Source organism: Micromonospora sp. NPDC051227 (assembly GCF_044455385.1).
Classification (GTDB): domain Bacteria; phylum Actinomycetota; class Actinomycetes; order Mycobacteriales; family Micromonosporaceae; genus Micromonospora.
The window spans coordinates 689733-711889 of sequence record NZ_JBITET010000001.1 but is presented as its reverse complement, the minus strand read 5'-3'; the positions used below and the strand labels follow the sequence as shown (position 1 = coordinate 711889).

The 22157-nt window shown below is 71.6% G+C and carries 22 protein-coding genes; 8 read left to right on the top strand and 14 right to left on the bottom strand.

What is annotated here, in order from left to right:
* Positions 1 to 71: 71 nt before the first annotated feature.
* From ACIA47_RS03270 to ACIA47_RS03255, 4 genes are all read right to left on the bottom strand, one after another.
* Complete coding sequence (locus ACIA47_RS03270; protein ID WP_396705041.1) at positions 72 to 632, bottom strand: copper resistance protein CopC; 561 nt, start codon at positions 630 to 632, stop codon at positions 72 to 74.
* A 22-nt stretch (positions 633 to 654) separates the two neighbouring features.
* Positions 655 to 1869, bottom strand: a complete 1215-nt coding sequence (locus ACIA47_RS03265; RefSeq protein WP_396705038.1) for a Dyp-type peroxidase — start codon at positions 1867 to 1869, stop codon at positions 655 to 657.
* Between the two features lie 23 nt (positions 1870 to 1892).
* Positions 1893 to 2495, bottom strand: a complete 603-nt coding sequence (locus ACIA47_RS03260; RefSeq protein ID WP_396705036.1) for a copper chaperone PCu(A)C — start codon at positions 2493 to 2495, stop codon at positions 1893 to 1895.
* A gap of 65 nt (positions 2496 to 2560) precedes the next feature.
* A complete protein-coding gene (locus ACIA47_RS03255) occupies positions 2561 to 4672 on the bottom strand; it encodes a copper resistance protein CopC (protein ID WP_396705034.1) in 2112 nt (703 codons plus the stop codon).
* Positions 4673 to 4886: 214 nt separating this feature from the next.
* Here ACIA47_RS03255 and ACIA47_RS03250 point away from each other — a divergent pair, with 214 nt between their 5' ends.
* On the top strand, positions 4887 to 5879 hold the full coding sequence (locus ACIA47_RS03250) for a zinc-dependent alcohol dehydrogenase family protein (RefSeq protein ID WP_396705032.1): 993 nt from the start codon (positions 4887 to 4889) through the stop codon (positions 5877 to 5879).
* A gap of 74 nt (positions 5880 to 5953) precedes the next feature.
* On the opposite strand, the gene ACIA47_RS03245 is transcribed toward ACIA47_RS03250, so the two are convergent.
* From ACIA47_RS03245 to ACIA47_RS03225, 5 genes are read right to left on the bottom strand one after another with little or no spacing between them, the layout of a single operon-like run.
* Positions 5954 to 6634: an ABC transporter ATP-binding protein gene (locus ACIA47_RS03245; protein WP_396705030.1), complete on the bottom strand. Its 681-nt coding sequence runs from the start codon at positions 6632 to 6634 to the stop codon at positions 5954 to 5956.
* Positions 6631 to 7635, bottom strand: coding sequence for an ABC transporter ATP-binding protein (locus tag ACIA47_RS03240; protein ID WP_396705028.1), 1005 nt, complete (start codon positions 7633 to 7635; stop codon positions 6631 to 6633). Before ACIA47_RS03240 ends, ACIA47_RS03245 begins: the two co-directional genes overlap by 4 nt.
* Complete coding sequence (locus tag ACIA47_RS03235; protein WP_396705026.1) at positions 7632 to 8510, bottom strand: ABC transporter permease; 879 nt, start codon at positions 8508 to 8510, stop codon at positions 7632 to 7634. The genes ACIA47_RS03240 and ACIA47_RS03235 overlap by 4 nt, the downstream gene beginning before the upstream one ends.
* Positions 8503 to 9522, bottom strand: a complete 1020-nt coding sequence (locus ACIA47_RS03230; protein WP_396705024.1) for an ABC transporter permease — start codon at positions 9520 to 9522, stop codon at positions 8503 to 8505. The genes ACIA47_RS03235 and ACIA47_RS03230 overlap by 8 nt, the downstream gene beginning before the upstream one ends.
* Complete coding sequence (locus tag ACIA47_RS03225; RefSeq protein WP_396705349.1) at positions 9492 to 11081, bottom strand: ABC transporter substrate-binding protein; 1590 nt, start codon at positions 11079 to 11081, stop codon at positions 9492 to 9494. The genes ACIA47_RS03230 and ACIA47_RS03225 overlap by 31 nt, the downstream gene beginning before the upstream one ends.
* Before the next feature lie 187 nt (positions 11082 to 11268).
* Between ACIA47_RS03225 and lspA the strand changes: the two genes are divergently transcribed.
* Positions 11269 to 11769 carry a signal peptidase II gene (gene lspA / locus ACIA47_RS03220; protein ID WP_396705022.1) on the top strand — a complete coding sequence of 167 codons (501 nt, stop codon included), beginning with the start codon at positions 11269 to 11271 and terminating at the stop codon, positions 11767 to 11769.
* On the opposite strand, the gene ACIA47_RS03215 is transcribed toward lspA, so the two are convergent.
* From ACIA47_RS03215 to ACIA47_RS03200, 4 genes are read right to left on the bottom strand one after another with little or no spacing between them, the layout of a single operon-like run.
* Complete coding sequence (locus ACIA47_RS03215) at positions 11758 to 12360, bottom strand: lactate utilization protein C (protein ID WP_396705020.1); 603 nt, start codon at positions 12358 to 12360, stop codon at positions 11758 to 11760. The genes lspA and ACIA47_RS03215 overlap by 12 nt on opposite strands.
* Positions 12357 to 13802: a LutB/LldF family L-lactate oxidation iron-sulfur protein gene (locus tag ACIA47_RS03210; RefSeq protein ID WP_396705018.1), complete on the bottom strand. Its 1446-nt coding sequence runs from the start codon at positions 13800 to 13802 to the stop codon at positions 12357 to 12359. Before ACIA47_RS03210 ends, ACIA47_RS03215 begins: the two co-directional genes overlap by 4 nt.
* On the bottom strand, positions 13799 to 14509 hold the full coding sequence (locus ACIA47_RS03205; protein WP_203122790.1) for a (Fe-S)-binding protein: 711 nt from the start codon (positions 14507 to 14509) through the stop codon (positions 13799 to 13801). The genes ACIA47_RS03210 and ACIA47_RS03205 overlap by 4 nt, the downstream gene beginning before the upstream one ends.
* 28 nt (positions 14510 to 14537) lie before the next feature.
* Entirely contained in the window at positions 14538 to 15257 is a 720-nt protein-coding gene (locus ACIA47_RS03200) for a GntR family transcriptional regulator (protein ID WP_203122791.1), read from the bottom strand.
* 112 nt (positions 15258 to 15369) lie between these two features.
* Between ACIA47_RS03200 and ACIA47_RS03195 the strand changes: the two genes are divergently transcribed.
* The 5 genes from ACIA47_RS03195 (at position 15370) to ACIA47_RS03175 (ending at position 19845) form a co-directional block, all read left to right on the top strand.
* A complete protein-coding gene (locus ACIA47_RS03195) occupies positions 15370 to 16209 on the top strand; it encodes a fumarylacetoacetate hydrolase family protein (protein WP_203122792.1) in 840 nt (279 codons plus the stop codon).
* Positions 16210 to 16235: 26 nt separating this feature from the next.
* Positions 16236 to 16997 carry an SDR family NAD(P)-dependent oxidoreductase gene (locus ACIA47_RS03190; protein ID WP_396705015.1) on the top strand — a complete coding sequence of 254 codons (762 nt, stop codon included), beginning with the start codon at positions 16236 to 16238 and terminating at the stop codon, positions 16995 to 16997.
* Between the two features lie 12 nt (positions 16998 to 17009).
* Entirely contained in the window at positions 17010 to 17912 is a 903-nt protein-coding gene (locus ACIA47_RS03185) for a hypothetical protein (RefSeq protein ID WP_396705013.1), read from the top strand.
* Between the two features lie 189 nt (positions 17913 to 18101).
* The gene (locus tag ACIA47_RS03180) at positions 18102 to 19100 is read left to right on the top strand and encodes an RNA polymerase subunit sigma-70 (RefSeq protein ID WP_396705011.1); all 999 of its coding nucleotides are present in this window, start codon (positions 18102 to 18104) and stop codon (positions 19098 to 19100) included.
* A gap of 4 nt (positions 19101 to 19104) precedes the next feature.
* Positions 19105 to 19845: a DUF6069 family protein gene (locus ACIA47_RS03175; RefSeq protein WP_396705009.1), complete on the top strand. Its 741-nt coding sequence runs from the start codon at positions 19105 to 19107 to the stop codon at positions 19843 to 19845.
* 56 nt (positions 19846 to 19901) lie between these two features.
* On the opposite strand, the gene ACIA47_RS03170 is transcribed toward ACIA47_RS03175, so the two are convergent.
* Entirely contained in the window at positions 19902 to 20672 is a 771-nt protein-coding gene (locus ACIA47_RS03170; protein ID WP_203122795.1) for an FCD domain-containing protein, read from the bottom strand.
* A gap of 134 nt (positions 20673 to 20806) precedes the next feature.
* On the opposite strand from ACIA47_RS03170, the gene ACIA47_RS03165 reads away from it, so the two are divergent.
* Positions 20807 to 22093 (top strand): ABC transporter substrate-binding protein, encoded by a 1287-nt coding sequence (locus ACIA47_RS03165; protein ID WP_396705006.1) that lies wholly within the window; start codon positions 20807 to 20809, stop codon positions 22091 to 22093.
* Positions 22094 to 22157 lie beyond the last annotated feature (64 nt).

The following is a 22157-nucleotide window of genomic DNA, read 5'->3' as shown; positions in this document are numbered from 1 at the left end:
ACGCCGGCGGTTCCCGAGAGTCGGTTTCCGATGACCCGGGCGGCGGGCGGACCGCACGAGGGCGGGTCGGATCAGCGCCGGGCCGCCCGCCGCCACAGCAGCCCGGCCGTCAGCAGGACGAGGAGGGCCAGCGCGGAAGCCGCGACGAGTACAGCGACGCTCGGACCACCGCCGGACTGTGCGGCGACGGACGGGGTGGGCGCTGACGCGCTGCCGTTGGCAACCGGCGCGGCGCTGGACGTCGGATCGGCCACAGTGAACGGATAGGAGCCCTGCACCGGGTGCCCGTCCACGGAGACGACCCGGTAGGCGACCGTGTATGTCCCGTTCGGCAGGGTGTCGGTCACCTGGACCGTGGTCTTCGCTCCGGTGACCACCGGTTCGCCGGTGGGAAGCTTCCGTTTGGCGGCGTCGGTGAGCACGATGGTGGTGAACACCGGGTCGATTCGCTGCATGAATTCGAGCGTGACCTCGGTCGGTGCGCTCGGCACCGTCGCGTCCCGAGCGGGCGTGGCCGTCTTGAGCGAGTTGTGCGCCCAGGCCGGGCCGGCCGGAATGAGCACCGCCACGAGGACGGCGAGCACCGCCGCGCCGAGCCGGACGGAGGTGCGGCGGGACGGCGGCACGGTCATGACGGAACTCCGGTTGGCGTTGTCATCCGAGCACCTGCTCGCCGATCCAACCGCCCGGTTGACATCCGGGCGGGATGGCGAAGACAGCGGACCCAATCGGCGTGGTCCACTCGTTGAGCAGGTCCCGGTCGGCCAGCCGGCGCTGGATGGGCAGGAACTGTCGGGCGATGTCGGCCTGGTACGAGGTGAAGATCAAGCCGCTGTCCGCGTGGCCCTCCGCCGTCGGCACCCCGTCGTAGTTGTAGGGCCGGCGCAGGATCTTCAGCCGGTCGTCGGTGACGTGGGCGCGGGTCAGGTGGGAGAAGTCGGGGATGACGGTGAGGCCGTCGGCGTCGGTGGCGGCGAAGTCGGGTTCGTCGTGTTCGGCGGTGCCGGTGAGCGGTGCGCCGGTGTCGAGCCGTCGCCCGACGGCGAGCTCGCGGTCGCTGCGGCCGAGCAGGTCCCAGGTTTCCATGTTCATGCTGATCCGCCGGAGCACCACTGTGGTGCTGTCGCGCAGCCACGCCGGGCCGTCCGCGACCCAGAGGGCGGTGTCCATGGGTGCGCCGGGTCGGGGGTTGGCGGTGCCGTCGAGCTGACCGAACAGGTTGCGTTGGGTGTGGCCGCCCGGCTCGACACCGGGGCTGCGCCGGAAGCCCTGCTGGACCCACCGCACTGTGGCGAACGGTCGGCTGTCCTTGATCAGGACTCGCTGGGCGTGGGCGACGGAGATCGCGTCGTCCGCGCAGATCTGCAGCAGCAGGTCACCACCGGACCAGGCCGGCTGAAGCCGGTCGATGCGGAACGACGGCAGTGCGGTGACCGATGCCGGCCGGCGGTCGTCGACGCCGGCCGCCCGGTAGAGGCCCGGCCCGAAGCCGAAGGTCACCGTCAACCGTGCCGGCAGCAGCCCGAGTTCGGCCTCGGTGTCGGCCAGCGCAGGTCGGCCCTGGGTGAGCCGGGCGGCGTCGTCGGTGAGCAGCCGCAGCATCCGACCCAGCGCGGCCCGGTCGACACCGGCCCGCACTGTGAGCGCCACGAACGACGCGTGCGCCTGCGGTTCGGTGGCCACCCCGGCCTGCCGAGCGCCGTGGAACGGCTCGACCAGGCCGCCCACGGACGCCACTGGCGTCGTGTCGGCAACCGTCGCCGGCGGTGGCCCGGCCCTCCCCACACTGGTAGCGGCTATCGCGGCACCGCCGGCCAGGGCTCCGCCGGCAGCCAGTGCTCCGCCGGTGAGCAGGCCACGCCTGCTCACCGGCCGGACCTGTGGTGTCTGCGTCACGATGCCGGGCTCATGCTCATCTCCGGCGTGGCGCTCATGCCGGGCATCGGCTCGCCGTGCCCGGGGGCGTAGCTCTCCTGCGCGCCGGTGAACGGCTTGGCCATGGCGCGGAACTGCTGGGTCCTGCCGTCGGCGAAGGTCAGGGTGAAGGTCAGCTCGTCGCCCGCCTGGACGGGCTTGGTGAGGTTCATCAGCATGAGGTGGTCGCCGCCGGGCTCCAGGGCGTGCGTGCTCCTGGCCTTGATCAGGATGCCGCCCTGCTTCTGCCGCATGACCATCTTGCCGTCCTTCATGGCCATCTCGTGCAGCTCCATCGGCGACAGCGAGGTCGTGGCACTCGTCAGAGTGACATCGGTGTCGCCGTCGTTGACCAGGGTCCCGAAGGCGGCCGTCATGCCCTTGTCGGCCGCCTTCACCCACGGGTCGCGAATGCCGAGCACACCAGCGTCCGGGTTGGCCGAGGTCGACGCCGGCGGTCTTGCCTGCGCTGTCGACGGAGAGTCGGACGAGCCGCAACCGGCGACGCCCACCGTCAGGATCGCGGCGGCGATGATGGCTGCCGAGCGGCGGCGTGAAGCGTTTGGGCTGGTGGTGCGCATGTGTTCTTCCTCCGAAGGTTGCGGCTGGGAGGGTGGTCGGCCGCAGCTGGGAGAAAGTTCCGGGCTCACTGAACGTTGATCGTGAACTCCCCGGTGTGCACCTTGCCGGCGACCTGGAAGTCGAAGAAGGCCCGGTACCGGCCTGAATTCGGCGCGGTCAGCCAGAACTTGACGGTCCCGTCGACCAGCTCCGGCTCGGGGTGGACGTGCACGTAGCCGAGGTCACCCTCACGAACCACCACCAGGTGCCCGTACGCGCCCAGGTACCGCTCCAGCTGCGCGGGCGTGGCAGTGCCGGCGCCGTTGACCTGGAAGTGCATCGGCGCCGTCACCCCCACCGTCGGGGTGCCGGTCATCGACACCGTGTACGGACCAGCCGTCGCATGCGCCTGCGCTGGCGGCAGCGCGGTCGGGCTGTGCGCGCCGGGCACTGTGTGGTCGACGCCCAGGACGAGAGGCTGCTGCGTGCCGTCGGCCGCGGTGACGGAGAAGTCGGCGTAGACGCGGTAGCCGCCGGGTCGGGCCAGCGTCAGGGGGACGCTCCAGGTGCCGTCGGGCGCCATCGTCGGGTGCAGGTGCTGGTAACCGGTCAGGTCGCGGCCCACCACGATCAGGTGCAACGGCTTGTCGTGGACGACCGCGAAGGTCGTTGCCGGCTGCCGGTCGGTCCCGACGATACGGAACCGGTAGTTCGCGCGTACACCGGAGGGTTGGGACCGCTCCAGCGGTTGCAGGGTGTACCCACCGGCGCTGACCGTCGTGCCGGTCGCCAGCGTCGCGCCCGTCGCGTCGTCACCCCGATGCGTGTGCGGCCCCGTACCGGGCGAGTGTTGGTGCCCGTCGGTCGCGGAGCCCACCTGGCCCGAGGCGGGCGGTCCACCGGCTGACGGTCGTGCGTTGCCGGTCGCCGGACTCTCGTCGGCGGTGCCGATACGGGCCAACCCGAACCCGGCCAGCAGGGCCACCACGAGACCGCCGACGAACAGCGCCAGGTGGGTGTTGCTCAACCGGGACCCAGGCGTCGCGACGGCGAGGTCCGTGTCGGGCCGTGGTCCGGGGTCGACCGTCGGCTCGCCCTCCGTACTGGCGAGGGCCTTGGTCACCTGATCGGTGGGCGTCGGATCGACCGCAGCGCCCGTGCGGGCGGTGACGACCGTGTTGCCCTTGCGCGCCGCCGGCACGGTGGCGGGCCGCCGCTTGTCGCTCGCGGTACGCGCGACGACGCCGGTCGCCGCGCCGACCTTGCCCCCGCCGACCTTGCCCCCGCCGACCTTGCCCCCGCCGACCTTGCCAGCGCCGGCTTTGCCCCCGACGGTCTTGTCCCCGGCAGCCTTGCCGCCGACGGCCCTGCCAGTGCCGGTCCTGTTCGTGGTACGGGCGCCACCGCCGCGTCGGCCGGAGGTCGCCGCCGAGGCACGGCCCCGGCCGGTGGGTGTTCCGGCGGATCGGCGACGCCAGACGATGAACCCGGCCACCGCCCCGACCGCCGCGACCGCCGCCGCCCAACCGGCCCAGGCCAGCGCCCCGGGACCGCTCTCCTCGGTCGACCCGGTCGACGGGGCCGCCGCAGCCGGCGGGGTCGTCGGATCGTCCGCGGTGGTCGGCACCGCCGAGGCCTGCCCGGACGTGTTGTGCTGCTCGGTGGCGGCCACCAGCGCCGGGTCCGGTTGGGTCGACGGCGGGCTCCACCCCTTCGGCGCTGCCGTCACCCGCCCGTCGTAGCGGAAGGTCAGGGTGCCCCGCACGGTGTCGCCGTCCGAGGCGACCGACAGGTAGCTCACCGAATACTGACCCTTGGCGGGCAGGTGGGCGACGGCCACCACCGCGGGGAACCCCGTCGTGTACTCCCGTGGCTCGAACTGCCCGTTGACCAGGAAGTACTCGCGTACCGGCTTGTCGAGTGGCTTCGGCTCCCCCTGCGACCAGCCGTTGTCGACACGGGTGCCGCCCGGGGCGGTGATCGTGAAGAACGCGTTGGCGGCGGCCTTCTCGGTGAAGTGAAGCTGCACCGACGTCAACGGCTCGCGCACGGTGGCGCCGCTCGCCGGTGTGGACATGGCGAGGGTCCCGTGCGCTGCGGCGGGTTGGGCGGACGCGAGGAGGGCGACCGCCGAGGCGAGGAGGAACGCGAGGAGGCCCGAGACCACCCGCCCGCAAGTCTGGGGGAGACGACGCATCTGGATATCCTCACCCTCGCGAGACTTTTTTCAAGAGGTGACAATCTTCTTCCTCAGACGACAAAAGCTGACCAGCCATCACGGCCGGTATCCGGGTGGTCGGCCGGATCGGCCGAAAGTTCCGGCGGACACCGGCGCGGTCAGCGAGGAACCCGCCCCGCCACCGATCCGGTCGGATAGCGTCCACGTGAAGCCTCGATCACGGAGAGTGTGGATGGTTATGCGCGCCGCGTTGTTGCGGGAGTTCGACGTTCCGCTGACGGTCGAGGAGATCGATCAACCCACCGCCGGGCGCGGTCAGGTGCTGGTGCAGATCGTCGCCAGCGGGGTCAATCCGCTCGACACGAAGATCCAGGCAGGTAAGGCCGCCCACGCGCGTGTCCAGGTGCCAGCGGTGCTCGGCCTGGACCTCGCCGGTGTCGTCGCGGCGGTGGGCGCGGACGTGACCGGCTTCGAGTCGGGAGACGAGGTGTACGGGCTGTGCGGGGGCGTGGGCGACCTCCAGGGTTCGCTTGCCGAGTACGCCGCAGTGGACGCCCGGTTGCTGGCCCACAAGCCGAGGAGCCTCTCGATGCGGGAGGCCGCCGCGTTGCCACTGGCGGCGGTCACCTCCTGGGAGGGGCTGGTCGACCGGGCTGGAGTCCGTGCCGGGCAGAAGGTGCTGGTGCACGGTGGTGCCGGCGGTGTCGGTTACGTGGGCGTGCAACTTGCCCAGGCGCGAGGCGCCGAGGCGTACGCCACGGGCGGGCCGGCGAGCATGCGGGTGATCGAGAGCCTGGGCGCCGTGCCGATCGACTACACCGCGAGCACTGTCGAGGAGTACGTCGAGAGGTACACCGGCGGCGAGGGGTTCGACATCGTCATGGACAACGTCGGTGGCGCGACGCTCGACGCGTCGTTCGCGGCGGTACGCACCTACCACGGGCATGTCGTCAGCGCGCTGGGCTGGGGCTCACACTCGCTCGCTCCGCTGTCGTTCCGGGGCGCGACCTACTCCGGCGTGTTCACTCTGCTGCCGATGCTCACCGGGCGGGGCCGCGAACACCACGGCGCCATTCTGCGCGAGATCGCGACGCTGGTCGATGCCGGCGCGCTGCGCCCCCGACTGGACAAGCGCAGGTTCACGCTCGACACGGTCATGGACGCCCACCACCTGGTCGCCGGCGGCACCGCCGAGGGCAAGGTCGTCGTGGACGTCGCCGACTGAGCGGCGGCCTGCCCAGGTCCGGGTCACCGCGGGCCGGCGTCGCTACCGAAAGGCGGAGATCCGCCGCGAGCATTTCAGGACCATGCCCTCGCTGTGCCGGCCAGGTCGACGATCCGGTCACTCCAGCGGGCCAGCAGGGTCTGGTCGTGGGTGATGACCAGAACACCGGCCTGCTGGGTCCGCTGGTAGTCGCGGATGACGGCGGCGACGTGCGCCTGGGTCGAGGCGTCCAGCATCGCGGTGGCCTCGTCGCAGAGCAGGTAGTCCGGGCGGTGTACGAGCGCCCGCGCGAGGCAGGCACGTTGCAGTTGCCCGTCGGAGACGGCGTGTGGCCGCCGGTTGCGCAGGTCGGCGGTGAGGCCGACGAGGTCGGCGAGTTCGGCCACCCGTTCCCGGACCGCCGCCTCGGGCGTTCGGGTGGCGCGCAGCGGTTCGGCGATCAGGTCGGCGAGGCTCAGTCGAGGATCGGCGGCGGCGCGCGGGCTCTGGAAGAGGGCGGCGACGCGGGTCCGTAGGGCGACCGGCACGGCGTACCGGACGGCGTCGACCGCGGTGCCGTCGATGCTGACCCGGCCCTGGTCGGGGCGGTGCAGCAGGGCCAGGACCCGGACCAGTGTCGACTTTCCACAGCCGGACGGCCCGCGCAGTCCGACCGTCTCTCCCCGGCCGATCCGCACTGTGACGCCGTCGAGGACGGTCTGGCGGCCGTACCCGACGCTCACCTCGTCGGCGAGCAGGTGCTGCGCGTCGGTCATGTGGTGGCTCCGGTGGGGATCGGGTGGTGGCAGGCAACAGTGCCGTCACCGGCGACCGGTGTCGGCTCTGGTCGGTCCGCGCAGGTGCCGGTGCGGCGTGGGCAGCGGGGCGCGAACGCGCAGCCGGGGGGTAGCGCGGTGAGCATCGGCGGGTCGCCCGGCACCGGCCGGAAGGCCCGGTCGGGCAGGGCGTCGAGCAGCGCCGAGGCGTACGGGTGGGTCGGCGCGGTGAAGAGCTGGTCGGTGTCGCGGTCTTCCACGATGCGGCTGGCGTACATCACGGCGACGGTGTCGGCGACCCGGCGTGCGGCGGCCAGGTCGTGCGTGATGAGCATGACTGCGGCGCCGTTGTCGCAGCGGCGGCGCAACAGGTCGAGGGTGTGGTCCACCAGCGGCCGGTCCAGCCCGGTGGTGGGCTCGTCGGCGATGAGCAGCGACGGGTCGGGTGCCAGCGCCAGCGCGGTGGCCAGACGCTGTGCCATGCCACCGGACAGCTCGTGCGGGTAGCGGTCCAGGTCCGTCGGGTCGAGCCCGACATCGACAGCGAGTTGGTCGGCGTCGGCGCGGTCGCGGCCGTGCGCCCGCAGCGTCTCGGCGAGCAGTCGCCGTCCGGTGCGGACCGGGTTCAGGGCGGTGGCCGGGCTCTGCGGCACCAGCCCGACGCGGCGCCCGCGTATCCTGCGGGCCAACTGGCGCTGGCCGCAGGTGACCAGGTCGACCGGGTTGGCGCCGGGGTGGTGCAGCACGGCGTGGCCGGTGGTGGTGGCGTTGCCGGGTAGCAGGCCGAGCAGGGCGTGGGCCAGGACGGACTTGCCGCAGCCGGACTCGCCGACGATGGCCAGCAGTTCGCCGGGCCGCACGGTCAGGCTGAGATCGCTGACGGCGCGCACGCGCGCGTCGCGGAGCCGGAACTCGACGCCGAGGCCGTCGACGGTGAGCAGCGGCCGAGTCACCATGGCGCGGGAAGGCGCCGAAGCGGGAACGGAGTCGGTGGTGGTCACAGGTGCAGCTCCGCTCGGACCCGGGGATCGAGACGGTCACGCCAACGGGCGGCGAGGACCGCGATGGCGAGGGTGACGACGACGATGACCGCGCCCGGTGCCAGGCTGGCCCACCAGGCACCGGTCAACAGCGACCCCCGGCCGTCGTTGATCATGTTGCCCAGCGAGGCGAGGTGCGGCGGCAGGCCGAGGCCGAGGAACGACAGGGCGGTCTCGTGCCACACTGCGTGCGGGATCATCAGGGTGGTCGCCAGGGCCAGCCGGGGCAGGACGTGCGGCAGCAGGTGCCGGGTGAGGACCCGGAGCCGGCCGGCTCCGCCGCTGATGGCGGCATCGATGAACGGTCGGGTCCGAAGGCTCAACAACTCGGATCGGACGATGCGCGCGGTGGAGAGCCAGTGGGTGAGCCCGACGGAGGCGATCACGGCACCGAGGCTGGGACGCAGCATGGCGACGATGAAGATGCCCAGCAGCAGGTGCGGCATCGCGGCGATGGTGTCCACGATCCGCATCAGGATCCGGTCGACCCGGCCGCCGAGCGTGCCGGCGATCCCGCCCACCACGCCCCCGAGGACTGTGGCGACGAGCGCGGCGACCGCGCCGACGAGCAGCGAGACCCGCAGCCCGTAGACGGCGCGGTGCGCCACGTCGCGGCCCAGGTCGTCGGTGCCGGCGAGGTGGGGCCAGGACGGCGCCACCCGGGTCTGGTCCAGCGCGACAGCGCTCTGGTCCAGCGGCCAGACCAGCGCAGCGAGCAGCGAGCCGGCGATGGCCACGAGCAGGATCAGGCCGGCCGCGACGGCACCGGCCCGGCCGGGCCGCAGCCGCGACCGGGCCAGCCGGAGCAGCGGCGGTCGGGCAGCGAGGTCAGCCATCGAGTCGTACCCTCGGGTCCGCGGCGGCGTAGGCGAGGTCGGTCGCGAGGTTCGCGGCCAGCACCACCGCCGTGGTGATCAGCGTGATCGCCGCCAGCAGCGGGAAGTCGCTGCCCAGCGCGGCGGCGACAGTGACGGCGCCGAGGCCCGGCAGCGAGAAGACCGTCTCGACCAGCACCGCCCCGCCGACCAGCTCGGGCAGGTGGGTGCCGACCAGGGTGAGGAACGGCAGCAGCGCGGTCCGCAGCGCGTGCCCGAACAGCACCGTCCGACCGGGCAACCCGCGCGCCCGCGCCGCGAGCACGTGGTCGTCACGCATGCTCTCCGCTACCGCGTCCCGGACGAACAGCACGAACCACGGCGCCTGCGACACGGCCAACACCCCGACCGGCAGGATCAGGTGGTGCGCCACGTCGGACCAGGACGTGCGGGTCGCTGTGACGTCGGTGAGCCCGCCCGCCGGCAACCAGCCCAGGGCCAGCGCGAACACGGCGATCGCGGCCAGGCCCAGCCAGAAGACCGGCATCGACTGCACCGCGTACGCGGCCGCCCGCAACGCGCGGTCGAACAACCCACCCCGCCGGTACGCCGCCAGCGCGCCCAGCAGCAGGCTCGCGACCAGGACCAGGGCGAGGGCCACACCGATCAGGAGCAGCGTCCAGCCGGCCCGGGCGGTCAGCACCGAGGCGACCGGCTCGTGGCGGCTGGTCGACCAACCCAGGTCGCCCTGGACCAGGTTGCCGATCCAGCGCAGGTACTGCACCGGCAGGGGGTCGTCGACGCCCCAGTTCGCGCGCAGCTGGGCCAGGTTCTCCTCGCTGGCCGTGAAGGCCGCCGCGCCCGCGTACTGCTTGGCGGGGTCGACCGGCGAGGCGGCACCGAGGGCGAACATCCCGACGCTGGTAGCGGCGAGCACCGGCACGGCGACGAGGAGTCGACGCCGGACCACCGCACCGGCCCCGGCCAGTCGACCGGAGCGGGTCACGACCGCGTCCAGGTGTCGATGTTCCACCAGAGGCTGTTCGCCACCCCGTGCTCGTGCGCCTCGACCCGCGGCGCCACGCCCTGAACAGAGGACTTCAGCACGTAGGTGTGCCGCAGGTAGGTGAGGAACAGCCACGGTACGTCGGCCGCCAACTGCTTCTGGAACTGCGCGTACGCGGCCTTGCGAAGGGCGGGGTCGATCTGGTCGCGACCCTCCTGCAGGGCCCGGTCGGTCACCTCGGAGCGGTACGAGCCGGGGTTGAAGTAGCCCTGCCCCGCGAACGTCGAGCCGAACAGCTTGTACGAGACGAAGTCCGGGTCGTACGGGGTGCCGTAGCCCATCAGCAGGGCGTCGGACTCCATCCGCGGGTCGATGGCGTCCCAGGTGAGCCCCGCCGGAGTGACTTCGATGCCGACCTTCTTCGCGTCGGCGGTGACGGCGAGGGCCAAATCCTTGCGCAGCGTGTCGCTCGCCGGGTACATCAGCGTGAACCGGGCCGGTCGGCCGTCCTTGACGCGTACCCCGCCGGGGCCGGGGGTCCAGCCGGCCGCGTCGAGCAGCGCTCCGGCCGCCGTCGGGTCGGCGGTGGGCTTGCCGACGATCGACGGGTCGGCGAACTCGGAGGTCGGCGGGATCGGCCCGAACGCCGGTTCGCCGGCGCCACCGAGGAGGCCGGTCACCATCGCGGCCCGGTCGACGGCCAGGTTGAGTGCCCGGCGGACCGCCGGGTCGGCGAGGACCGGGTTGCCCGTCGGCAGCATCACGCCGCGGTAGTCGGCGGTCGGCACCCGCTGCACCCGGTACGTGGCGTCGGCGTCGAAACCGGAGGCCAGCTTCGGCGGCAACTCGGCGGCGTCGAATTCGCCGGCGCGCATCCGCTGGGCGCGCACGTTGTCGTCGGCGACGAACGCGACCACCACGCGGTTGTTCTTCGGCCGGCCACCGAAGTGGCGCTCGTTGGCGGTGAGCACCAGGCGGTCACCCGGCGTCCAGGACTCGACCCGGTACGGCCCGGTCCCGATCGGCTTGCGGTTGAACCCGGCGGTGTTGATGTCCTGCCCGCTGAGCAGCTTCGCCGGCACGATGCCGAGGGTGAGCCGCTGCAGGAACGGCGCGTACGGGTAGCGCAGCCGGAACACGACGGTGGCCGCGTCGGGCGCTGTCACCGACTCCACCATGTCCAGGTCGGAGCGGAGCGTCGAGTCGACAGTCGGATCCAGCACGGCCTGGTAGGTGAAGACGACGTCCTGGGCGGTCAGCGCGGTGCCGTCGTGGAACTGCACGCCGTCGCGGAGCTTCGCGGTCACGGTGCGTCCATCGGGGGACAGCTCCGGCAACGCCGTGGCCAGACCGGCGACGAGGCGGTTGTCGTCGTCCCGGCTGACGAGGCCGTCGAAGATCAGCGAGGCGCCGTCGACGCCGTAGTTGAGCACCGGGTTCAACGCGTCCGGCTCGTCGGAGGTGGCGACGACCAGCGTCGCGCCGCCGGATGAGCCGTCGGGGTCGGCCGGGGCCGAGCATCCGGCGAGGACGAGCATCCCCGCCGCTGCGGTCGACGCCACGAGGCGTCGGAAGGGCGGACGCATCCGGGGCACAGAGGGCTCCTGTGGTGTGGGGAGGATCGTTTGTCGGGTGGGCGCGGCGCCGCAACCGTTGATCATCACGGTTGCACAGTTGCCACTCTTTGGCAATTACCAAAGGCATGCAGCAGGTCGTTGATCAGGACGCATCCGTCGGTGGTGACGGTCACCCGTGACCGGTTAGGGTTCCGGGATGTTCCGTGCCGTCGTGTTGATCGCTGCTGTGGTACTCGCCGCGGATCAGCTCACCAAGTACTGGGCCGAGTCCACGCTCTCCGGCGGGCAGACCATCACCGTTGTCGGCGACCTGCTGCAACTGCGACTCGTGTACAACCCTGGCGCCGCCTTCTCGATCGGCGCCGCGTACACCTGGATCTTCGCGGTGTTCGCGGCGGCGGCGGTGGTCGCGGTGACGGTCGTGGCGTGGCGGGTCGCGTCGCGCGCCTGGGCGGTGGCGTTGGGCCTGGTGCTCGGCGGCGCGGTGACGCACCTGCTGGACCGCCTCTTCCGGGAGCCGGGGTTCGCTCGCGGGCACGTGGTGGACTTCATCGACTACGCCGGGTTCTTCGTCGGCAACGTCGCCGACATCGCCCTGGTGGTCGGCGTGGGCATCATCATGCTGCTCAACGTGCGCGGCATTCCGCTGCGCGCGACGGCGGGCGAGACCCGCGAGCAGGTGTCGTCAGACTCCTGAGCTGACCAGGACGACCTCCAGCCGGCGCGGGCCGTGCACTCCCTCGACGCGGTTGAGCTCGATGTCGCTGGTCGCGGAAGGGCCGGAGATCCAGGTCAGCGGGGCACGTGGGTCCAGTCGGGTGAGTGCCTCCGGCAGCAGACCGACGACCTGGTCGGTGCGGACGACGCAGATGTGCCGGTCGGGCACCAGGGTGAGCGCGCGTCGACCCTGCGCCGGGCCGGCGTCCAGGATGATGGTGCCGGTGTCGGCGACCACGACGGCGCAGCCGGTCAGGACCGCGTCCAAATCGTCGAGCGCGGCCGGTGACAGCGGGGGCGCGTCGCGGTGCAGCTCTCCGGCGTAGCCGGCCAGCCAGTCGGCGGGGACGCCGATGGGGACGGCGAGCCGGTCGACCTCGCTGAGCAGCCGGGGTAGGGCGTCGATGCCACGGTGGACGACGGCCCGGTAGTCCTCCAGGCGATCGACCAGGGTTTCGATCACATCGGAGCGGTCGTCGACCCGGCGGTACCCGCGGGGCACCTGCACCGGCGGTGGGCTGTCGGCCAGCGCCGTCCGGAGCCGCGCCAGGATCTCGTCGCGTGCGCTCACTGCTTGCCCCACCATTCCCGGAAGGTCTGCGACGCGGGCAGCGGCAGGTCGCGCGACCGGGTCCACGCCGAGGCGGGCCAGGGCAGTCGCCGCAGCGTCCGAGCGCCGGTGCGCCGCTCACGGTACGCCCCGAGCGGCCCCGCGCCGGCCCGGGCCAGGCGCAGGGCGGCGGCCCAACGCCGAGGGTTGCGCATCACCCAGGACAGGACGCGCATGGTGGCCCGTTCGGCGGGCGGGTGCGGTGCCTGCTGGCGGAGGTGGACCAGGATCTCCGGGATGTTGATTTTCACTGGGCACACGTCGTAGCAGGCGCCGCAGAGGGTCGACGCGTACGGCAGCGAAGCGTTGTCGGCCACGCCGGTCAGCTGCGGCGAGAGGATCGCCCCGATCGGCCCCGGATACACCGAGCCGTACGCGTGCCCGCCGGCCCGTTCGTACACCGGGCAGACGTTGAGGCACGCGGAGCAGCGGATGCAGGACAACGCCGGCCGCCCGACCGGGTCGGCGAGCACAGCGGACCGGCCATTGTCGACGAGCACGATGTGCACGTCCTGCGGGCCGTCGCCGGGGGTGACTCCGGTCCACATCGAGGTGTACGGGTTCATCCGCTCGCCGGTCGAGGATCGCGGCAGCAGTTGCAGGAAGACCTCCAGGTCGGTGAAGGTCGGCAGCAGCTTCTCGACGCCGACGACGCTGATCAGCGTCTCGGGGAGGGTGAGGCACATGCGGCCGTTGCCCTCGGACTCCACCACCACGAGCGTGCCGGTGTCGGCGACGGCGAAGTTGGCGCCGGAGACGGCGACCCGGGCCGAGAGGAAACGCCGTCGCAGGTGGGCGCGGGCCGCCTCGGCCAGCGCGGCCGGTTCGTCGCTCAGGTCGGCCGGCGCGTCGGCCATGCGACGCTGGAAGATCTCCCGGATCTGGGCCCGGTTGTAGTGGATCGCCGGCACCAGGATGTGCGAGGGGGTGTCGTCGCCGAGCTGCACGATCAGTTCCGCGAGGTCGGTCTCGTACGCGGCGATCCCGGCGGCCTCCAGCGCCTCGTTGAGCTCGATCTCCTGGGTCGCCATCGACTTGACCTTCACGACCTCGTCGGCCCCGGCGGCCCGGGTCAACGCGACCACGATCCGGCACGCCTCGGCCGCGTCGCGGGCCCAGTGCACTGTGGCGCCGGCAGCGGTGGCGGACGCCTCGAACTGCTCCAGCAGCTCCGGCAACCGACGTTGGACGTCCGCCTTGATCGCCGAGCCAGCGTCGCGCAGGGCCTCCCAGTCGGGTACCTCGTCGACGACCCGCGCTCGTTTGGCCCGGATGGTGCGGGTGGCCCGGTGCAGGTTGGCCCGGAGTTGCGTGTCGGCGACGGCCGGCTTGGCGGCGGTGGGAAACGGCAGCGGCGTGCGGATCCGCCCGCCCCCGGTGGCGGGTGCGACCGGTGAATTCATGAGGTGGCTCCCGTCTCGGCGAGAATCTCGGCGTAGTGCACGGCCCGTACGCCGGAGCGGTGGCGGTCGAGGCCGCCGCCGATGTGCGCCAGGCAGGAGTTGTCGGCTGCGGCGAGCACCCGTGCGCCGGTGTCGCGGACCCGGGCGCACTTGTCGGTGAGCATCGCGGTGGAGACGTCCGGGTTCTTCAGGGCGAACGTGCCGCCGAAACCGCAGCACTCCTCGGCGTCGCCCAGCTCGACCAGCTTGATCCCACGCACCTGGCGCAGCAGGGTCAGCGGCCGGTCGCCGAGGCGCAACATGCGCAGGCCGTGGCAGGTCGGATGGTAGGTGACCGTCTCCGGGAACTCGGCGCCGACGTCGGTGACGCCGAGAACGTCGACGAGCAACTCGGACAGCTCGTACGTGCGGGCGGCCACCGAGGTGGCGGGCGGGTGCAGGCGCGGGTACTGGTCGCGGATCATCGCGGTGCACGACCCGGACGGCGCGACGATGGCGTCGTAGGAGTCGAAGACATCGACGTAGTTGTGCACCAACGGCATGGCCTCGGCCCGGTAGCCCGTGTTGGCGTGCATCTGCCCGCAGCAGGTCTGGTCGGCGGGGAAGTCGACGGTGTGGCCGAGTCGCCGCAGGATGCGGGTGACCGCGATGCCGGTGGCCGGGAACGCGAGGTCGTTGACGCAGGTGATGAAGAGAGCGATGCGCATGGCGGCTCCTCGGGTGTGTGGGGGTGGGTCACGCCGAGTCGCGCGGTGTTTTGAGGGTGGGGAGCCGGTCGAAGGCGGGCACGTGACGCTCCCGAGCCGCGCTGAGGTGGGCGCGCATCGCCTCGGTGGCGGCTGCCGCGTCGCCGGCGACGATGGCGGCGGCGATGCGCTGGTGCTCGGTGTTGGTGTCCGGCGCGCCGGCGACCGGGAAGTACAGCCGGTGCAGGTGCAGGTGTGAGTGCAGCCGCGTGATGGTGTCGCGCAGCAGTGGGCTGCCGGAGACCTCGGCGATCAGGTCGTGGAACCTCGCGTCCAGCGCGGTGAAGGCGGCGTGTCGGCGATAGCCGTCGCCGGCCTCCACGTCGATGCTCGCCGCCGCCTCGGCGCTGATGCGCCTGCGGGCTTCGGCGGAGGCGTGCGTGGCGGCCCGCCCGGCGGTGGCGCCCTCCAGCAGTTGGCGCACGTCGAACAGGTCGTCGAACTCGGCACGGCTCAGCAGCGGCGTGGTGGTGTAGCCGGAGAGCGGGCGTTTACGGACCAGGGCGTCGGCCTCCAGCCGGGCGAGGGCCTCGCGGACCGGGGTGGGGGAGACGTCCAGCTCCCGGGCCAGCGCGTCGATGTTGACCCGCTCGCCGGGGGGAAGGATGTGGTCCATGACCAGCGTCTTTATCGACTCGTAGACGTCCTCGCTGAGGGTGAGTCGACGGGCGGGACGAAGTCGACCCTCGCGAGGTTCCTGCTGGGCCATCTCGTCTCCTCAGCAAGCCCTTGACTGTGCCGGTGTGAGCGAGTACACACGAGCCAAACAACATCCTATAGGAAATTGGGTCTTTTGCGACCCATGCGCTGGAGGTTGGTTCGTGAGATTCATGCGCGTCGGGCCCGTGGGGCGGGAACGCCCCGTGCTGTACGTCGACGGGCGGCACTTCGACCTCTCGTCGCTCACCGTCGACATCGACGGCGAGTTCCTTGCCGGCGACGGGGTCCGGCGGGCCCGCGAGGCCACCGACCTGCCCGAGATCGACGTCACCGGTCAGCGGGTCGGCGCGCCGATCGCCCGACCGGGGGTGGTGCTCTGCGTGGGGCAGAACTACGCCGCGCACGCCGCCGAGTCCGGTGCCGCGCCACCGACCGACCCGATCATCTTCTACAAGGCGCCCAACACCGTCGTCGGCCCGTACGACGAGGTTCTGATCCCGCGCGGATCGACGAAGACCGACTGGGAGGTGGAGCTGGCTGTGGTGATCGGCCGACCAGCCCGCTACCTCGCCTCACCGGCCGACGCCCTCGGGCACATCGCCGGGTACGTGCTGTCCAACGACGTCTCCGAGCGGGACTTCCAGCTCGCGGTCTCCGGCGGCCAGTGGTCGAAGGGCAAGTCCTGCGAGACGTTCCAACCGCTCGGCCCGTGGCTGGTCACCGCCGACGAGATCGGCGACCCGCAGGCGCTGCGGCTGCGCTCCTGGGTCAACGGCGAGCCGCGCCAGGATTCCAGCACCAAAGACATGATCTTCGACGTGGCGTACCTGGTCTGGCACCTGTCCCAGTTCACCGTCCTGGACCCGGGCGACGTCATCAACACCGGCACCCCGCAGGGAGTGGCGCTCTCCGGCCGCTTCCCGTACCTGGCCGTCGGCGACGTGATGGAGGTCGAGATCGACGGCCTCGGCCGGCAGCGCAACACGCTCCGGGACGCCTGATGCGGTGTGACGGTCTCGTGGCGGTGGTGACCGGAGGTGGATCGGGGATCGGCCTCGCTTGCGTGCGGGCGTTCGCCACCGCCGGTGCCCGGGTGGGTGTCCTGGACCTGGAGCTGTCCGGTCTGCCGGAGGATCCCGGCGTACTCGGCGTCCGGGCGGACGTGGCCGACCGGTCCTCCCTCAGCGCGGCCGTCGCCTCGGTCGCGGAGGCGTTCGGCGGCATCGACATCCTGGTGAACAACGCCGGCATCTCGGCCGTGGGCACCGTCGAGGAGGACGACGACGAGCAGTGGAGCCGGGTACTCGACGTCAACGTCTCCGGCGTGGCCCGAACCAGCGCCGTCGCCCTGCCGTACCTGCGCCGGTCGTCGTCCGCGGCGATCGTCAACATCTCCTCGATCGCGGCGACCGTCGGCCTGCCCAAACGCGCCCTGTACTCGGCGTCGAAGGGTGCCGTGCACGCCCTCACCCTCGCCATGGCCGCCGACCTGGTGACGGAGGGCGTCCGGGTCAACTGTGTCGCCCCCGGCACCGTCGACACGCCCTGGGTGGCCCGCCTGCTCGCCGGCGCGGCCGACCCGACGGCCGAGAAGCGGCAGCTGGCGTCCCGGCAGCCGACCGGCCGCCTGGTGACCGCCGACGAGGTGGCCGCCGCCGTCGTCTACCTCGCCTCGCCCGCGACCGGTTCGGTGACCGGTTCGTCGCTGCCGGTGGACGGCGGCATGTCCGGCCTGCGCCTGCCCGCCCCGGTCCCGCCCGCGGCCGGTACTGCCGAACCGGGCGCGTGACATGATTGCGGCATGGGGAAACAGCAGGACGTCGGCGAGGCCGACCGTCACAGCGGGTCCGGCACCACCGCCCACCGTCCGATCGGTGGCAGCGCTGACGCTCGGCTCGCCCTCGCTCAGGACCCCACAACGCCACAAATGACCCTTATCGACCTGGCGTCCGATCCGTCGGTCCTGGTCCGCAAGGCGGTCGCCTCACGTGCCGACGCACCCGCGCAGGCCCTGCGACCGCTCACTCGCGACCATGATCGTCAGGTCCGGGAGGCCGTGGCGAGGAACCCCTCCACCTCGATCGCCAACCTCATGCGCCTGGTCAAGGACGCCGACCGGTGGGTCCGCTGGGCGGTCGCCGGCAACCCGGCCTGTGACGAGTCGATCCGCCAGGTCATGTCGGAGACCTCGGACAAGGAGCTTCGCGGCCTCCTCGCGGAGAGTCGGGAGCTGGAGCCGGAGCTGGCCGCCAAGCTGATCGAGGACGTGTCACCCGAGGTACGGGAACGACTCGCCACGCACACCCACCACCCCGACGTGATCACCGCCCTGCTGGCCGATCGCACCGCACGCGTACGCAAGGGGGTTGCCCGCAACCCGCGGACCACCGCCGAGCAGCGCAGCGCGCTCGCCGCGGACCCGGTGGTCGACGTCCGTGCCGCGCTCGTGCGGGCCGTCGAGCTGAGCGAGGCGGATCTGACCCGCCTGGTCGACGACCGCGCGGTGCAGGTCCGACTGGCGATGGCGACGTCCGAGTTCGTGCCGTCGCACATCCGGCAGGCGCTCGCTCGCGATTCCGACGAGATGGTGGCCAGCGCGGCACGGGACTACCGCCCCGGCGCCGGCAACGCCTCCGCCGTGCGGGCGCCCCGCATCGCGCACCGGCCCTCCGCCGGTGCGGGCCGATCGGGCAGCGGCCGCTGACACAGCCACTTTGGCCATGATCAGGTGATGAGAAACAGGCTCCCGGACCCTTCCTGACCTACTTTTCATCACCTGATCATCGCGCCGGCCGCAACGGAGCCGGCCCACCGCCAACGCCCGAGTGATGACTCGTCGCGTCCGCGCCCGTCATACCTACGACAGGACATGACGAGGCGGAAGGATGACGTGATGAGTGCGGACACGCGGCTGGAGGAGCTGGGCGTGAGCGGTCTGGGCGAGGTCGACGAGCCGGCGTTCTCGGGGCTGGCGCAGCGGCACCGGCGGGAACTGCACGTGCACTGCTACCGGATGCTCGGGTCGTACGAGGACGCCGAGGACACCGTGCAGGAGACGTTCCTGCGTGCCTGGCGGCGGCGGGAGACGTTCGAGGGGCGCTCGACGTTCCGGGCCTGGTTGTATCGGATCGCCACCAATGCCTGCCTGGACCTGCTCGCCAAGCGCCGCCCGGAGCCGGCGACCGGCGGCGAGGTGCTGTGGTTGCAGCCCTACCCCGACCGGCTGCTCGACGAGCTGCCCGCGGGCGACGCGGACGAGCCGGAGACCGTCGCCGTCGCGCGGGAGACGATCGAGCTGGCGTACCTGGTCGCGGTCCAGCATCTCGCGCCGCGTCCGCGGGCCGTGCTGATCCTGCGGGACGTGCTCGGTTGGCCGGCGAAGGACGTCGCGGAGCTGCTCGGGGACTCGGTCAACTCGGTCAACAGTGCCCTGCAGCGGGCTCGCGCCGGCATGCGGGAGCACCTGCCCGCCGAGCGGCAGGACTGGACCGGCGGCGAGGAGGACGCCGGCACGCGCGAGCTGGTGCGCCGCTTCACCGACGCCAGCGTGGCCACGAACGTCGACGTGCTCGCTGGCATGCTGCGGGACGACGTCCGCTGCTCGATGCCGCCCACGCCCGGCCTGTACGTCGGCCGCGACGCGGTGGTGAACAGCTGGGTCGAGGATGGCTTCGACGGCATGACGGGCCTGCGCGGGATCCCCACCTCGGTGAACCGCCAGCCCGCTGTCGCCTTTTACCACTGGCGCAAGCAGGAGGGCGCGTACCTGCCGCTGACGATCGACGTCCTGCGCGTCACCGGCGGCGCGATCACCGAGATCGTCACCTTCCACGACGACCAGTTCCCGCGGCTCGGGCTGCCGGAGCGCCTGCCGGCGGACGGCACGGAGTAGTCCGGTGTGGACGCTCACGCTGCGCGGTGGCGCGCGTGCCGCGGTGGTCACGGCGGATTGGTACGACGCGTTCGGTGTCGTCACCAGTGGGCGGGTGCAACTGGAGCTGCGCGACGGAGAGCCCGGGCCGGTCCTCGGACGCGATGCCGGGTTCTGGCTGCGCGGCACCGGCGTCCGCGCGCTGCGCAACCCCGGCCGTTGCACGGCGAGGGTGCGTGTCTGCACGCCCGGTGCCGTCACACGCCAGTCAACACATCCGGTACGACAGCCTCCAGCTGAGGGAGACGACATGAACAGCATGAAGGACACCGAGACTGTCGCCGGCCCGGCATCGGGCCGACCCAGCTACACCCACCGATTCCGCGGGCTCGCCGGCACCAGCCTGATTGCCACGCTCGCGGCGATGGTGAGCACCACCCTCGCCGCCGCGTTGGCCCGGGCCGCTGGCGTCGACTTCGAGATCCCCGACGGTGGCGAGACGATTCCGTTGTCCGGGTTCGCCGTGGTGACCGGCTTCTTCTCGGTCGTGGGCGTCGTCATCGCCGTGGCTCTGCTCCGGTGGAGCGCTCGACCCGCCGACCGGTTCACCTGGACGGCAATGGCGCTGACCGCGCTCTCGCTGGTCCCGCCCCTCATCTCGGGGGCGAACGCGGCCACCATCACCGCTCTGCTCGGGCTGCACCTTGTCGCCGCGGCGGTGATGATCCCCGTCCTGGCCCGGAGCCTCCGTGCCAGGACCGAGTGACGGATGACGACAGGAGGGCCGGCCCGACGGGCCGGCCCTCCTGGGGACTACGGGACCTACTCGGCTTTGCTCCGGTCGGGTAGAGCAGTCTGCTCCCACAGCGACTTCATCTCGTCGAAGGCCTGCTCCATCAGCTGCACCATGGCCCCCCGGGCACGCTCCCCGTCGCGCCGCTGGATCGCCTGGGCGACGTCGGCGTGCATCTGGAGGGCCTGCTCGTGCGGGTGGTGCGGCATGAGGTGGTGCTTGTGCCGGCCGGTGAGCACCTCCGCGACCAGTTCCTGGAGCCGGACGAACATCTCGTTGCCGGAGGCGAGCAGGACGCGCCGGTGAAACTCGATGTCGAGGTGCAGGAAGCGCTCCTCGTCGCCGGCCTCGCCGGCGGCCCACATCTTCGCCGCCAGCCCGACGAGGTCGCTCGCCTCGTCCCGGCCGATCCGGCTGGCGGCCAGGTAGGCCGCGTGCGGCTCGACGGCGGTGCGCAGCTCGGTGATCGAGCGGAGCTGGGCCATCCGGCCGCCCGAGGCGAGTCGCCAACGGATCACCTGCGGGTCGAAGACGTTCCACGCGCTCGCCGGTCGGATCATCACACCTACCCGTCGGCGCGCCTCGATGAATCCGATCGAGGCCAGCACCCGTAGCACCTCGCGGACGACCGAGCGGGACACGGCGTACCGGTCGACCAGCTCGTCGATGTTGAGGACCGATCCGGGTGCCAACTCGCCGCCGCAGATGGCGGTGCCGAGGTGTTCGAGGACGCGCGCGTGCAGCCCGGACTCGGCGGGGAGGGCCGGAGCGGCTGCAACCTCTGATGAGGACGGTTCCACTCAAAGATCATATCATTTGCATCAACCTCTTGAGGTAATCAGCTTTTTCGGCCTAGCATCCCGATGTTAAGCGGATGTAACACCGAGGTAGCGGCTCTCTCGGGGCGGCGACCACGACAGAAGGAGAGACAAGCGTGCGACGTCGATCGATAATCGGCACTTCTCTGGCTGTGGTCACCGCCATGAGCCTGGCCGCGTGCGGCGGCGATGGCGGCGGCGAGGGCTCGAAGACCGTTCGCGTGACACTTGTCAACCACGTGTGGACCGAGAACATCAAGAAGGCCCTGCCGGAGTTCGAGAAGCAGTCCGGCCTCACTGTCGAAGTCACCCAGCTCGGCGAGGACCAGCTCTCCGACCAGTACAACGTCAAGCTGAACGCCGGCTCCACCGACCTCGACGTGATGATGTACCGGCCGCTGCAGGAGGGGAAGCTGTTCGGCAAGAACAAGTACCTCGCCGACCTGAGCGAGAAGGTCAAGTCCGACAGCGCCTTCGAGTTCGGTGACTTCCAGGCTGAGCCAATGCAGGCGACGACCTATGAGGACAAGGTCGTCGGTCTGCCGATCATCACCGAGCAGGAGGTCCTCTACTACCGCAAGGACCTGCTGACGAAGTCCGGCTTCACCGCGCCGCCCAAGACCCTCGACGAGCTCAAAGCGCAGGCCGCGAAGATCGAGGCCGACAACCCGGGCGTCGCCGGCTTCGTCGCTCGTACCGGCAAGGCCGCCGCCGTCACGCAGTTCTCCAGCTTCCTCTTCAGCTTCGGCGGCGACTTCGTGGACGCCAACGGGAAGGCCACTGTCAACACCGAGCAGGCCAAGCAGGCGTACGCCTACTACGGCGGGCTGCTCAGGGACCACGGCCCGGAGAACATCAGCACCGACATGAGCTGGTCCGAGGCGATGGCGATCTTCACGCAGGGCAAGGCCGCCTTCTACACCGAGGCCAACTCGCTCTACAAGAACGCCACCGACCCGACCAAGTCCAAGGTCGTCGACTCCGTCGGTTTCGCCGCCTTCCCGGCCGGCCCGGCCGGATCGAAGCCGTACAACATCCCCTCCTGGGCGCTCGGCATGAACGACAGCTCGGAGAACAAGGACAACGCCTGGAAGTTCATCCAGTGGGCCGCCGGCAAGGAGCAGGCGCTGGCGCAGCAGACGGCCGGCGTACCCGGTGCCCGTAGCTCGGTCTGGGCGAACCCGGCGAGCACCGCGACCCTGCCGAAGGACCTTGCCGAGGCCAACACGGTCAGCATCGCCAACGCCGTCGGGCACGACCGTCCGCTGGTGGTCAAGGTGGCTGAGGCGCGGGAGATCGTCGGCCAGCCGATCGTCGACGCGATCACCGGCAAGGACGCCGCCAGCTCGGCGGACGCGGCGAACGCGGCGTTCCAGAAGTTCCTCGACGACGAGGCGAAGTAACTCACGCGCCGGGCGGCGGGGCCGACCGGCTCCGCCGCCTCGCCGGGACCTGACCCCTCCAACC

What these genes read in the sequence shown, in the direction of transcription:
- ACIA47_RS03270 (WP_396705041.1), bottom strand. Translation starts at nt 632, where the DNA reads ATGACCGTGCCGCCGTCCCGCCGCACCTCCGTCCGGCTCGGCGCGGCG.
- lspA (WP_396705022.1), top strand. Translation starts at nt 11,269, where the DNA reads ATGTTCCGTGCCGTCGTGTTGATCGCTGCTGTGGTACTCGCCGCGGAT.
- ACIA47_RS03210 (WP_396705018.1), bottom strand. Translation starts at nt 13,802, where the DNA reads ATGAATTCACCGGTCGCACCCGCCACCGGGGGCGGGCGGATCCGCACG.
- ACIA47_RS03200 (WP_203122791.1), bottom strand. Translation starts at nt 15,257, where the DNA reads ATGGCCCAGCAGGAACCTCGCGAGGGTCGACTTCGTCCCGCCCGTCGA.
- ACIA47_RS03245 (WP_396705030.1), bottom strand. Translation starts at nt 6,634, where the DNA reads ATGACCGACGCGCAGCACCTGCTCGCCGACGAGGTGAGCGTCGGGTAC.
- ACIA47_RS03180 (WP_396705011.1), top strand. Translation starts at nt 18,102, where the DNA reads ATGAGTGCGGACACGCGGCTGGAGGAGCTGGGCGTGAGCGGTCTGGGC.
- ACIA47_RS03260 (WP_396705036.1), bottom strand. Translation starts at nt 2,495, where the DNA reads ATGCGCACCACCAGCCCAAACGCTTCACGCCGCCGCTCGGCAGCCATC.
- ACIA47_RS03250 (WP_396705032.1), top strand. Translation starts at nt 4,887, where the DNA reads ATGGTTATGCGCGCCGCGTTGTTGCGGGAGTTCGACGTTCCGCTGACG.
- ACIA47_RS03255 (WP_396705034.1), bottom strand. Translation starts at nt 4,672, where the DNA reads ATGCGTCGTCTCCCCCAGACTTGCGGGCGGGTGGTCTCGGGCCTCCTC.
- ACIA47_RS03185 (WP_396705013.1), top strand. Translation starts at nt 17,010, where the DNA reads ATGGGGAAACAGCAGGACGTCGGCGAGGCCGACCGTCACAGCGGGTCC.
- ACIA47_RS03235 (WP_396705026.1), bottom strand. Translation starts at nt 8,510, where the DNA reads ATGGCTGACCTCGCTGCCCGACCGCCGCTGCTCCGGCTGGCCCGGTCG.
- ACIA47_RS03205 (WP_203122790.1), bottom strand. Translation starts at nt 14,509, where the DNA reads ATGCGCATCGCTCTCTTCATCACCTGCGTCAACGACCTCGCGTTCCCG.
- ACIA47_RS03225 (WP_396705349.1), bottom strand. Translation starts at nt 11,081, where the DNA reads ATGCGTCCGCCCTTCCGACGCCTCGTGGCGTCGACCGCAGCGGCGGGG.